The 12261-nt window shown below is 71.5% G+C and carries 10 protein-coding genes; 4 read left to right on the top strand and 6 right to left on the bottom strand.

Translation table 11 applies throughout. The features are described 5' to 3' along the window. Nucleotides 1-393: 393 nt before the first annotated feature. The 4 genes from AABA78_RS02755 to AABA78_RS02770 all read right to left on the bottom strand — a co-directional run bounded on the left by AABA78_RS02755 (nucleotide 394) and on the right by AABA78_RS02770 (nucleotide 5552). A complete protein-coding gene (locus AABA78_RS02755; RefSeq protein ID WP_338261500.1) occupies nucleotides 394-2055 on the bottom strand; it encodes an Aq_1262 family (lipo)protein in 1662 nt (553 codons plus the stop codon). Nucleotides 2056-2089: 34 nt separating this feature from the next. Beyond that, a complete protein-coding gene (locus AABA78_RS02760; protein ID WP_338261501.1) occupies nucleotides 2090-4426 on the bottom strand; it encodes a PhoX family protein in 2337 nt (778 codons plus the stop codon). 167 nt (nucleotides 4427-4593) lie between these two features. Continuing rightward, nucleotides 4594-5151 carry a DUF192 domain-containing protein gene (locus tag AABA78_RS02765; protein WP_338261502.1) on the bottom strand — a complete coding sequence of 186 codons (558 nt, stop codon included), beginning with the start codon at nucleotides 5149-5151 and terminating at the stop codon, nucleotides 4594-4596. Then, a complete protein-coding gene (locus AABA78_RS02770) occupies nucleotides 5148-5552 on the bottom strand; it encodes a TIGR02266 family protein (protein WP_120528360.1) in 405 nt (134 codons plus the stop codon). The genes AABA78_RS02765 and AABA78_RS02770 overlap by 4 nt, the downstream gene beginning before the upstream one ends. Before the next feature lie 25 nt (nucleotides 5553-5577). On the opposite strand from AABA78_RS02770, the gene AABA78_RS02775 reads away from it, so the two are divergent. From AABA78_RS02775 to AABA78_RS02785, 3 genes are all read left to right on the top strand, one after another. Next, a complete protein-coding gene (locus AABA78_RS02775) occupies nucleotides 5578-7941 on the top strand; it encodes a hypothetical protein (RefSeq protein ID WP_338261503.1) in 2364 nt (787 codons plus the stop codon). A 52-nt stretch (nucleotides 7942-7993) separates the two neighbouring features. Next, nucleotides 7994-8521 carry an SRPBCC family protein gene (locus AABA78_RS02780; protein WP_171414220.1) on the top strand — a complete coding sequence of 176 codons (528 nt, stop codon included), beginning with the start codon at nucleotides 7994-7996 and terminating at the stop codon, nucleotides 8519-8521. Nucleotides 8522-8594: 73 nt separating this feature from the next. Further along, a complete protein-coding gene (locus AABA78_RS02785; protein ID WP_171414221.1) occupies nucleotides 8595-9065 on the top strand; it encodes a nuclear transport factor 2 family protein in 471 nt (156 codons plus the stop codon). Between the two features lie 4 nt (nucleotides 9066-9069). On the opposite strand, the gene AABA78_RS02790 is transcribed toward AABA78_RS02785, so the two are convergent. Beyond that, nucleotides 9070-10038 (bottom strand): homoserine kinase, encoded by a 969-nt coding sequence (locus AABA78_RS02790; protein ID WP_338261504.1) that lies wholly within the window; start codon nucleotides 10036-10038, stop codon nucleotides 9070-9072. Between the two features lie 144 nt (nucleotides 10039-10182). On the opposite strand from AABA78_RS02790, the gene AABA78_RS02795 reads away from it, so the two are divergent. After that, on the top strand, nucleotides 10183-11766 hold the full coding sequence (locus tag AABA78_RS02795) for a tetratricopeptide repeat protein (protein ID WP_338261505.1): 1584 nt from the start codon (nucleotides 10183-10185) through the stop codon (nucleotides 11764-11766). Nucleotides 11767-11769: 3 nt separating this feature from the next. Here the strand turns inward: AABA78_RS02795 and AABA78_RS02800 are convergent, their stop codons facing one another. Next, nucleotides 11770-12261, bottom strand: a complete 492-nt coding sequence (locus tag AABA78_RS02800) for a hypothetical protein (RefSeq protein ID WP_171414224.1) — start codon at nucleotides 12259-12261, stop codon at nucleotides 11770-11772.

Here is a 12261-nt window from a genome sequence, read left to right on the forward strand (position 1 = left end):
GTGCGGCGCAGCTGTCCGTCGGAGCCGTCCAACACGGCGCGGCATGCTGTCAGCCCTCGGCCCCGAGGTTTGCCCACATTGCTGGGAAGTGAGAACCCGACGCAGGCTCCCTGCCGGAGGCGCGCCTCACGAACTGGTCCGACTGTCGGACCAGTTGGGCTGACCGCGCCCCGTCAGGTCTGACGCAGCACTCGCCATGGCTGGGCTGTGCCGGGGTGCCGCCATCCGGGCCGGGGCAACTGGTCCGACAGTTGGACCAGTTGAGGCGCATCGGGCGGAAGGCGGCGAGCCTGGATGCGCGGGAAGCCGGAAGCGCTCGCTGCGCCTAACGCGAAGCAGCAATTCGCGGGTCAGGTCCGAGGCCGTGAAGTCGGTCGCGTCGCCAATCTCGGCCTACTCCCACGCGAGGTGCAGCCGTCCGTCGGTGTAGAGGCGGCCCGTGGCCTCCAGCTCGGTGGAGCCGTTCTCCACCGCGCGGTGCACGTTGGCGGGCGGCGCTAGCAGCGTGTCCCGCCCCAGCGCGAACGCCTGCTCCCGCACCAGCGTCCAGTAGGCCTTGTCGAGTTGGAGCGCGCGCGCCCTTGATGGCGTCACCAGCCAGGCGAGGTCGCGGTCCCCTCCCGGCGCCGCGCGGCGCACCGCGGGCAGGTCCAGCACTCCACCTGGGAAGAAGCGCGTGAGCAGCTCCTCGTTCGCGCGGAACTCATCGCCGCCCTGCACGCGCTCGAAGTACGTCGCGGTCTCCGGAGCGGCGTGCCCCGCCTGCGGAACATCTGGCAGGCCTCGCAGGTCCTGGGTCCGCCATCCCTCACGCCCCGGCACCTTGCGTGGGAACGCGAAGGTCTGGTCCACAGTCACTCCCAGGTTCGTGTGGCAGCCCATGCAGTAGACGTGCTCCTCCAACGTCTGGAGGCGCAGCCGTCCCTTCGCGTCCTCGATGAAGCCCTGCAGGCGCCAGCCGAACTCGTTGATCAACCCCAGCTCCGGCGTGCCCGGAAACGCGGGAAGCCGACCGCGCACCTTCTTCTCCTGCTCCTCCGCGTAGAAGTTTCGCACCCGGTCGTCCGCCGGTTCCTCGTCCTTGCGCGAATAGCGCAGCTCCTTCATCCGCGTGGACATGAGCGCGGGTGCCTCCGGATCCACGTAGCGCACGGTGTGCAGGAACTCCGTGCCCCTGGGATACGTGTACCGCCGCACTCGCACGTCCGCCGCGCTCCCCGCGTAATGCGCCGGCAACCCGTGCACGCGCTCCACGCCGGGAGACAAGACCCCGTCCCCGTCCAGGTCCACGCCTCCCACGCGCTCGTCCACCGGCTCCACGCGGCGGCGCGCGGCCTTCACGTCCAGGAGGCCGGGGTCCACCGTCATCGCCGCCTCCAGCACCGCGAGGTTGAGGCGATACACCTCGCGCGACGGCTGCCCCTTCGCATCCTTCCGGAAGGCTTCCGGTAGCCGGACGTAGACGTCGTCCGTGCTGCCGTTGGTGGGCCAGAACGTGCCCAGGAAGGGCTTGTAGCGCACGGCCCGCCAGCCACTGCCGTCCCGCGCGAAGCCCTCCGCGTCGAAGCCCTGCGTCAGGTCCAGGTCCGGAACCCAGCCCTCGTATCCCCCCGCACGCCCCAGGAGCGCGCTTCGCAACGGCGTGTAGTTGTCCTCGCGGATGTACTCGAGCACCTCCTCCTCGGAGATGGACGCGATGGCCCGCGTCCGATCCGTGAAGAGGTTCGTCCAGTGGTTCGTGAGGCCCACGTCGCTGAAGGCGTACTCCGCCTGCAGCGAGGCATCCGCCATCACGTTGTTGCCGACGCCGCCCGTGTGACACGTCCAGCACGGGTTCGAGACCCCGGCCGTCTTCGTGTAACACATGGACGGCACCGGGGCCTCCCGGTTGGCCACGCGGCTGCCCGCCGCCAGCGCCTGCGCGAGCGGATCAAACGGAGCCGCTACTTCGGCGGGCGTGCGCAGCCGCCACACGCCCGCCGCCGCGGCGAAGGCCCCCAACGTCAGGACGATGAAGACGGGGCCCCGCACCCCATCGAGCTGGGAAGAACGCATGCGCAGGCCTCCGTCACGGATCATCGGTAAGGGACTACGGCCAGACGCTGAAGCTGTCCTCGCCCGGGTGCTGGACGCTGACGAACAGGCTGGTCATGTCCGAGTTGAACGCCGGGCCCGTGGCCTCCGCGTCGCTCGGCATGGACAGGACGCGGAACGCCTTGCGGAAGTACGGGCTGCCGCGATGCGCGGGCGCCTGGTCCAGGTAGAAGACGCCGTCCGCGACCTTGTTGACGCCGAAGTTGCCGTCCGTGCCGAACCACACGCCGCCCTCGCGGTCGATGACGATGTTGTCCGGCTTGGCCGCCGCGAACTCCGGCGCCGCGCTGGTGGCCGCCGCCTCACCCTTCCACACGCGGAAGAAGTCGAACGTGCGCGAGCCCGCGGGCGCCGCCGGATCCGCCTCCCGAATGGCGAAGAGGGAGCCCACCTTGTCCACCGCGCGGTTGTCCTGCGCGCCGCGCTCCTTCTTCACCCAGACGCCGTCCTGCAGCGCGGCCGTGGCCACCCGTCCCTGCTGATCCAACGCCGTGGGGTCGCCGTGCTCGGTGAAGGCCACGTAGAGCAGCGGCGTGCCGCTGGGGTCCTTCGGGTTCCACTCCGTGTCCTCGGGGCGGTTGAGCTCCATCACGCCCACCTTGTTCGCCGCCGTCCACAGCAGCTTGCGCACCTGGTCGTCGTTGACGAAGCCACCCATCGCGTTGTGGTTCGCGTCACGCAGCGCCGCGCCCACCTGGAGCGTCGGCCGACCGAAGGCCTCTCCGTTCGGAGCCAGGTCGGTGCTGTCCAGGCCCAGCTGGATCCACCGGCCGTGGCCCGGCGCCGCGTCCGTGGGCACCACACCGCCCACCAGCGTGTCGCCCGTCGCGTTGTCCAGGCCCGCGAAGTGCGCCACGTAGAGCGTGCCCGCGTCCAGCAGCGCGCGCACCTGCGCCTGCGTCATCCCGGGCGTGTACTTCCCCTGCGACACGAACTTGAAGATGCGTCCGCCGCGCCGGTCATCACCGCCGTAGATGACGACGGGCTGGTTCGCGAGCAGCTTCCAGTCCGCGTCCACCACGAAGCTGGCGTTCTCCCAGTGCGCGCGCCCCATCACGCCCAGCTTGCGGTGGCCCGCGCCCGGCTTCGCCGCGTCCTTGCCGTACCAGAGGTCCGCTGGCTGCCCCGGATCCACCTCCGTCAGGTAGCCGTAGCCGTCCTTCAAGTGCGCGGAGTTGCGGTCCCCGCTGATCATGTCCCCCTCCGCCGGCGCCGAGAAATCGGGCGCGAGCGGAGCGCCCGGCGCGAAGCCAGGGGCCGCCGGAATCCAGTCGTTCTTCCCCGTCCACAGCGCGGCTTCCGGGTCGCCGTAGACGCCCTGGACGTTCTCCTCGCCGACGATGACCGTGCCCCACGGCGTCTGGCCACCGGAGCAGTTCGAGTGCGTGCCGGGCACCACGCCCGCCGCCAGCGCCGCGCCGGAGTCGTCATGCTCTTCCCCGGAGAGCGTCACGCCCACCACCTTCGCCAGGGTGGCGCTGGAGGCGTCGTAACGCACGTTGGCCGCGTTGCGGTCCACCGCCCAGCCGCCCGTCGCGGGGTCCTGCACCACGCGCATCCAGGTGCCGCCCACCTGCTTCTTCCATTCGCGGTTGTAGGAGACGAGCGCGTCCGCCTGCCACGACGTGCCGTCCGCCACCGTGTTGGAGAGCGCGCCCGTGTTGCGCAGGAAGCGCGCGAAGTCCAGGTGCTGACCGATGGGCGCCGTGCCCACGCGGGGCTTCGTGCCGGAGACGTACTCGTGGTTGATCCACATCCAGCCGGCCGCGCCCTGCCCGTGGTACTGCGGCGCGCGCCCGTCCTGGGACCAGCCGTCCCCGAAGAACGCGATGTAGTCCACGTTCGCGCCGAAGCGCGCCCCACCCTTCGCGAAGGCCAACGGATCCATCCACTTGATGACCGTGGTCGGATACAGCCCTGGCACCGAGCGGACCGTATCCGTGGACGCGGACGACAGCGGGAACACCAGCGGCGAGGGCAGCTTCCCCGTGACGACCTGCTCCACGCGGGCCTTCACGTACTCGGCCACGTTGGTCGCGCCCGTGCCCAGGTCCCCCCGGAACGTCACGGCGATGACGGACGACAGCGGCGTGCCGGACTCCACGCCCGGGGCTCGCGCCGTGGCGCCCGGCCCGGGCTGTCCCTGCGTGCCGGGGCCCGGAGCGCCCGGGTCACCCGTCGGTCCCTGGACGCCGTCCTGACCGTCCTGCCCATCCTGGCCCTTGGCGCCGTCCGCCCCCGCGGGGCCCTGCGCTCCCTCACAGCCCACCCACGTCGCGGTGCCAAGCAGGAGCATCGCGCCGGTGGCGCGGCCCATCAGACGAGAAGCCATGCAGTGCATCCTCCAGAAGGTGGCGCACGCGGCCGCCCACGGTCAGGTCGGTCACGCGCGGCGCGCATCCTGCGGAGGAAGCGTGGCGCTGCCTTGAGCAGCGCGTCACTTCTTCATCACGGGAGGGCCGGACGCGCGACAACCGCGCGTCACCGGTCCCCGGTGTGTCACGGCGTGATGGGGATGGTGCTCACGCCCTCGAACTCCGCGGTGCCGCCGCGGACGATGCCGTTCTTCTGGCACCAGCCGCCCGGCACCTCCAGCACGTACTGGCTGGGGATGCCCACCGTGCGGTTCGTCAGCGTGCGCGGCTCCGCGTTCTCGATGATGCCCACGACGCGGCCCTCGGACGTGATGAACAGCATGTCCAGGGGGATGAGCGTGTTGCGCATCCAGAAGCCGCGCACGTCCTCGTCCGGGAAGAGGAAGAGCATGCCCTGCCCGGCGGGCAGCGACTTGCGCCACATGAGCCCGCGCGTGCGCGACTCCCCCGTGGCGGCCACCTCCACCTCCACGCGGTGCACTCCTCCGTAGGCATCCTTCAGCCGCACGTGCGCGCGCGGCAGGGTCGGCATCACGTAGTCCTCCGCAGCCACGTCCTTCGACTTCGGCCGCGCCGGAGCGGGCGCGGCGGGCTTCGGAGGCGCGGCGGGCGCTTCCTGACACGCGCCGCCCACGAAGGCCAGCGCCGCCAGAACGAACGTGAGGCGCGTCCGCGTCTTCATGACGGGTGCTGGGGGTGCAGGGGCTTGTTGAGCAGCTTCTCGGTCAGCTCGGAGCCCAGGCTGTCGGACATGAGCCGCTCCACCAGCGTCTCGAAGTCCACGCGCTGTGACTCGCTGCTGTAGATGAAGCGGATGCCCATGCCGGGCTCCTCCGCGTCGGCCTTGGACCAGACGACCTCGCCCAGCAGCTCGAAGGGTGCCTCCCGGTGCGGCACCGTCAGCTTGAAGAGGAAGCGCGTGCCGATGGGCAGTGGCTTCTTCGTCTTGATGAACGTGCCGCCCTTGCTGATGTTCTTCGTGTAGTCGGCGAAGAACGAATTGAGCTTCTTGTAGTCGACCTTCAGCTCGATGGGCGCACGACCGTGGGTGCGCAGTTCGGATCCGCTCTTCTGTTCGGACATGCGGCCGGGGAGTATAGGGGACGCCATGCGGCAAGTCCTCCCCCGTGCCCGCGCTCTGTTGGGCCGTCCGGCCGTCCTGGCCATCGTGCTGCTGCTCGGCGGTGGGGGGGCGGCCCTCGTCCTCCTCCCGCTTTTCGGGGTGCCCGGCTTCGAGCTGGGCCTGGCCCTGTCCATCGCCGTCGGCCTGCTCGGAGGAGGAACGGGCATCGCCGCCGCCGCCCAGGAGCGCCGCATCCTCACCGGCGCCTCCCCCCGGCCCGCCTCGGCGGAAGCGTCCGCCCTGCCCGGAACCGCCGTGGGCCGCGCCCTGGGCGCCAGCGTCGTCCTGAACCTGGGGGTGCTGGTCCCCCCCTTCGTGTGCGCCCTGCTCTTCGCCCGCCTGCGCACCGCGTGCGACCCCTTCGAGCTGGCCGGCTTCTACCCCCTGCTCACCGTCCCCTCCGCCCTGCTGGCGTCCGCGGCCGGCGTGTTCCTGGGCTTCGCGACCGCCCGCCCCCGGAGCGCGGCGGGGTTGTACGCCCTGCTCCTCCTTGCCTCACTGGCGGTGACGGTGTGGCCCATCGTCTTCGGGCCCCAGGTGTTCGCCTTCAACGTCTTCCTGGGCCACCTGCCCGGCCCGCTCTACGACGAGGCCCTCCAGCTGACGGCCGCGCTCGGCTGGTTCCGCCTGGAGACGCTCCTGTGGGTGGGCGTCTTCGCGGGGCTCGCCCTGGCGTTCCTGGACGTGCGCACCGGGCGGCTGGCGCGGCAAGGGGCGCGCGTCGGCGGCCTGCTGGGGCTGGTGCTCCCCTGCGCCCTGGGCATCACTTATCTGGAACTCCACGCGCCCCAGCTGGGCCTGCGGATGAGCGACGCGTACCTGGCGGAGCAGCTGGGCGGCGTGCGGGAGACGGCGCACTTCGTCCTGCACTACCCGCGCGGCAAGGCCCGCGAGGACGTGGACCGGATGGCACGCGACCTGGAGTTCCGCTACGCCCAGACGTCGCGCTTCCTGGGCGTGGCCCCCACGGAGCGCGTGCGCGTGTGGCTCTACCGCTCCGAGGAGGAGAAACAGAAGCTGGTGGGCGCCGGCCGCACCCAGTTCGCCAAGCCCTGGCGCACGGAGCTGCACATCCAGGACAAGCCCTTCCCCCACTCCACGCTCCACCACGAGCTGGCGCACGTCATGGCGGGCCCCGCGGGCTCCGGCTTCTTCCGCGTCACCACCCGGCTGGGCGTGTGGCCGCTGATGGGCGTGATTGAAGGGCTGGCGGTGGCAGCGGACGACCCCGTGCAGGGCGAGCTCACCCTGCACCAGTGGGCCGCGGGCATGCGCCGGCAGGGGCTGGCGCCGGACATGCGCGACCTCATGGGGCCCAAGGGCTTCTACCAGTCCGCCCCGGCGCGCGCGTACACCGTGGCGGGCTCGTTCCTGCGCTACCTGGCGGACACGTATGGCGCGGACCGGCTGCGCGCCGTCTACGCGCACGCGGACTTCAACGAGGCCTACGGCCGGCCCCTGGACGAGCTCGTCACCGAGTGGGAGCGCACCCTGGACGCGCTGCCCCTGGACGCGTCCACGCTCGCGCGGGCCTTCGCGCGCTTCCGCACGGGCAGCCTCTTCTCCCGCGCCTGCGCCCGCGAGGTGGCCCGCCTGTCGGAGTCCGCCCGCGACGCGCTCGCGAGCGACCCGCAGGACGCGCTCGAGCGCTACCAGCGCGCCGCGGCGCTCCAGCCGGAGGAGCCGTCCTTCCAGCTGGGCCAGGCCGCGGCCCTGGACGCCCTGGAGCGCGCGCCCGACGCGGCGAAGGTGCTGGCCTCGCTCGCGGAGCAGGTGAAGGACCGGCCCACGCTCGCCGCCGACGTGGCCGTGGCCCGCGCCGACGTGGCCCTGCACCTGGAGGACGTGGAGGGCTCGCGCGCCTTCCTCCAGGCCGCGCTCGCGCTGGACCCGGGGCCGGAGGTGACGCGCACCGCCCAGGTGAAGCTGGCCGCGCTGGAGACGCCGTCGCGCCGCGCTCCCATCGACGCGTACTTCCGCGCGCCGCGGGAGGAGCTGCGCCTGCTGCTGCTCGACCGCGCCCTCCTCGCCTCGCCCCAGGACCCGTGGCTGCGCTACCTGCTGGGACGGCGCCTGCACCAGGTGGGGGCCCCGGCGCTCGCGGGCGAGCAGCTCCAGCGCGCCCTGGCGGACACCGCGCTCCCGGAGGCCATCCGCCGGGAGGCCACGCGGCTGAAAATCGAGGCCGCCTACCTGGCGGGCGACTGCGGCGCCGTGCGGCATGAAGTGGGGGCGCTGCCGGACTACGGGGCCGCCTTCCGCGCGGCGGCCTCCGAGTGGCAGGAGCGATGTGACTTCGAGCAGACGACCTTTCGCGGGCCCCTGGTGCCGCGTCAGGCTTTCCGCTAGACGCGGGCCCCTGCGACAGCGATTCACGCATTGACGGAAAGGTGGATGGGGCATGCACTTCGAGAAGACACAGTACATCCAGGGGACGGTGGACGAGGTGGAGCGCGCGCTCCTGGACGAGCGCTACTTCCCGTTCCTCCTCCAGCACCACGGCGTGCTGCTGGAGCTGCAGCCCCTGGAGGTGCGCAACGACGGTGACCGCGTGCACCGCAAGGTGCGCTACCGCCCCAAGCCCGTCATCTCCTCCGTGGGCCCCAAGAAGGTGTCGCCGGAGTGGTTCGCCTTCATCGAGACGTCCACCTACGACAAGCGCACCAAGCAGCTCACGTTCACCAACACGCCCACGTCCCACACCATCTCCAAGATGCTGGTGAACACGGGCGTGCTGAAGCTGCGCGACCTGGGCAATGGCCAGACGGAGCGCAAGATGGACGGCGAGCTCTCGCTCAAGGTGCCCTTCCTGCTCAAGCCCGTGGCGATGATCGCGGAGCCCCTCATCAAGACGGAAGGGCTGAAGATCCTCGACGGCGAGCTGCCCGTGCTCAACCGCTTCATCGCTGAAGTCATCCGCGCCAAATAGTCAAAGCGCACGGAGGGCGGCGGGGCCTGGGAATGGGTTGACACAAATGCGGTTGAACCCGTAAGGCCCCGCCATGCACAACCGCTTCCTCGCCCTCTGCGCCGTCTTCCTCCTGGCCGCGTGCGCCCCGAAGCGCATCCCCGGCACGGAGCTGGAAGACACCGACGACACCCGTGCCATCCTCTCCGTGATGGAGCGCTACCGCGCCGCCCTGGAGGCCCGCGACGCGAAGGCCATCCAGGCGCTGGTGTCCCCGAAGTTCCGCGACGACGGCGGCACCGAGGACACGGCGGACGACCTCACCGCCGCCAACCTGGGGCCCCACCTCCAGGCCCTCTTCCAGAAGCTGCAGAACCCCAAGGTGGACTTCAACATCCGCCGCGTGGAGTTCCGCGAAGAGGACAACCTCGCGCTCGCCATCTACTACTGGAACGCGTCCTGGCGCATGCCCGGCCTCAACGCCCGGCCCCAGCAGGACTCGGAGCTGGAGCAGATGGTGTTCCAGAAGGTCGACGGCGAGTGGAAGATCCTCTCCGGCATCTAGCGCGTCACAGTCCCACGAGCGCCTGAAGTCCCGCCGGGCCCATCCCGTCCAGGGCCCGCGCCCGCGCCAGGTAGGTGCGGAAGTCCTTGGGCGCGAGCTTGTCCGCGCCCAGCGGGGACAGGTGGTAGTCGCGGATGCGGCTGGTGGTGAAGCGCACCGCGCCGTAGAGGGCGTGGCCGTACAGCGCCCGCTTCTCCACGTCCGCCAGCGGCCGGACGTCCTGGTAGCCGCGCAGGAGCGCCTGGCACAGCTCCGGCTGGTACGTCCCCTCGAAGCACCACGCGTTGAGGGTGATGGCCACGTCCAGCGTGTACGCCTCCACGCAGGCCATCTCGAAGTCGAAGAAGGCGCCCACGCGGTCGGCCAGCCACTTCACGTTGTCCAGGAAGAGGTCCGCGTGGATGACGCCCCGGGGCTCCAGCCCCTGGCGCTCGTGTTCCGCGCGGGCGAGCAACCCCTCCAGCTCCGCCGCCACCGACACGAGCTCCGGCTCCGGCCGCTGGGCCAGCCTGTCGAGCCAGCCCTTCACCACGCCCTGGCCGTAGGGGTTCGCGCGCGTGCCGCTGAAGGACTGCGTCACCTGGTGCAGCTTGCCCAGCTCCGCGCCCAGCCGCTCCAGCACGTCCGGCGTGAGGCGGTCGCGGGTGAACTCCTCCCCGGAGAGCCACCGGAAGACGCTGATCCGTCCGCCGTGCAGGTCCAGGAACGGCGTGGCCCCCGGCGGCACCAGCAGCACGGGCGCGGGGAAGCGCGCGCGGGCCAGGTGCTCCAGCAGGGACGCCTCGAAGCGCAGGTCGTCCGACGAGCGCACCGTCGTGTGGCGCACGAAGACGCGGCCCGCGTCCGTCTCCAGCCGGTGGTTGGTGTTGATGGAGCCCTGCGGGATGGGCGTGATGGAGCGCACCGCCCCCAGGCCGTAGGCGTCCGCCACGTGGGTGAAGGCCTCGGGGGGAAGTGTCGTGTACACGGCCATGGCGTGCCTCCGGGGTGTTCCACCCGCGCGTGCGTGCTGCCCCCACCCGTTGACACCCCGGGGGGCCGGACCTATCTGTCCATGCCCGTCCTACTTCGCATAACTGTCTGAAAATCTTCAATCTTTGCGCGTGAGGCCACCCCCATGGAAACGTCGGGCCGCGGTGACTGGAAGCGTCGCGAGGGGCTGGGCAGCGCCCTTGCCCAGATTGGCGTCGTCGCCGTGCTGCTCGCGGCCGCCGTGGCGTGGTTCGTCCACCGCGGACAGGTCCAGCAGGAGGTGGACGCCCACCTGCGCACGGCGCGCGCCGCGTTCCTGAGGGGCAACCCCAGCGACCTGGCCATGGCGCAGCAGAACCTGGAGGCCCTCTTCGCGCTCGCGCCGGACTCGCGAGACGCGCGGGCGCTGGCCGCGGACCTCCAGGCGGAGCTGTGGCTCACCCACCACCAGCCGGGCGCGGACGCGAAGGCGCGCGAACAGCTGGAGCGCGCGGAGGCGCTGGGCTCGCGCTCCGGTGAGCGCTACGGCGCGCGGGCCCTGCTGCTCGTGGGCGCGGGCCAGACGGCGGAGGCGCAGAAGCTGCTGGAGGAATTAAAGGCCCAGGGCGCCAACAGCCCCAAGCTGACGCTGGCGCAGGCGCTGCTGCTGCAGAAGCAGGGGCGGCTCTCGGAGGCCCGCCAGTCCTTCGCCCGCGCGGCGGAAGGGGCGTGGAAGGATCCGCGCTTCTCCACGGCCTACGGTGAAGCGCTGCTCGACGAGGGGATGTTCCCCCAGGCCGTGGAGGCCTTCTCGCGCGCCACCACCGCGAACCCGGACCACCTGCTGTCGAAGGTGACGTCCGCGCTGGCGCGGCTGTACGCGGGACAGCCCCCGGATGGCGTGCAGGCGACGCTGGACGAGGTGCGCGCGCGCGCCAAGGACCTGACGCCCACGCTCCAGGCCCGCATGGAGGTGGCGCAGGCGGAGGTCGCGCTGGCGAAGGGCGCTCCGGACCAGGCGCTCACGCACGTGGACGCGGCGCTCAAGGCCTGGCCGGATGAGCACTACGCCCTCTTCACCCGGGGCCGCGCGCTCGCGGTGAAGCGCGCTCCGGAGGCCCGTCAGGCCTTCGAGGCGGCGGCGGCGAAGCGGCCCACCGCGCCCCTGCTGACGCTGGAGGGCGCGCGCCTGCTCCAGGCCCAGGGCGACGGCGAGGGCGCGCTGGCGATGCTGGACGCCTACGAGAAGACCTTCCGCGAGGTGAAGGCGCGGACGGCGGACGGCAAGGAGGTGCCCGCGTTGGATCGGGATGACCGGTACTGGCTCGCGCGCGGCGGCGTGATGGAGGCGGCGGGCCGGCAGGACGACGCGCTCGCGGCATACGACAAGGCGCTCTCCGCGCGCGGCGTGGGGCTGGCGCGGGCGCAGTACGCCAAGGGGGCGCTGCTGCTCGCGCGCAAGGACTTCGAAGGCGCGCGGACGCTGCTCACCGCCGTGGCCCCGGACAGCGGCGCGGGCAGCATGCCGGAGGCGTACGCGGCGCTGGGTGAGCTGCTCTTCGCCCAGGGCGAGTTCGCCGCCGGATGCCAGCAGCACTACTTCGCGCTCGTGCGCGCCCGCGCCCAGGGCGCGCCGGTGGATCAGCTGGCCACGCGCGCCAACGACATCAAGAAGCGCCTGGAGACCAGCGGGCAGCCCGCCATGGCCAAGGCCTGGCTCAACGAGGCCGGGCCGCTCTTCCAGCAGTAACGGCTAGAGCAGCTCCGAGGGGTCCAACCGGCGCTGCTTCGCCTTCACCACGCGCCACTCCCCGTCGGCCTCCTTCTCGAAGGTGCCCTCGATGGAATAGGCGTTGAGGACGCTCTCCTTCGCCAGGTCCTCCAGCTTGTCCGCCTGCGAGCGGCCGAAGATGAAGCGCGCCTGGAAGTCACCCTGGGTGGGTGACACCTCGTGCACGTCGATATCGGTGGTGAAGATGCGGACCCACTGGCCGCGCAGCACCTGCGCGGTCAGGATGCCGCGCACGTCCTGCTTGCTCCAGCCTTCCGTCGTCTTGAAGCGCTCGGACACGCCCTCCATCACCTCGCCGACGTTCTTCTCCTCCGCCGAGCGCGTCATCGCGATGATGCGCCGGGTGACGGCGTCCTTCACGCCCGGCTCCTCACGCGGCCAGAAGAACAGCACCAGCGCCGCGGCGACCACCGCCGCCATGCCGCTCAGCACCCGGGCTCGAGTCAGCACCAT

Origin of the sequence: Corallococcus caeni, from assembly GCF_036245865.1 — a bacterium.
Lineage (GTDB): Bacteria > Myxococcota > Myxococcia > Myxococcales > Myxococcaceae > Corallococcus > Corallococcus caeni.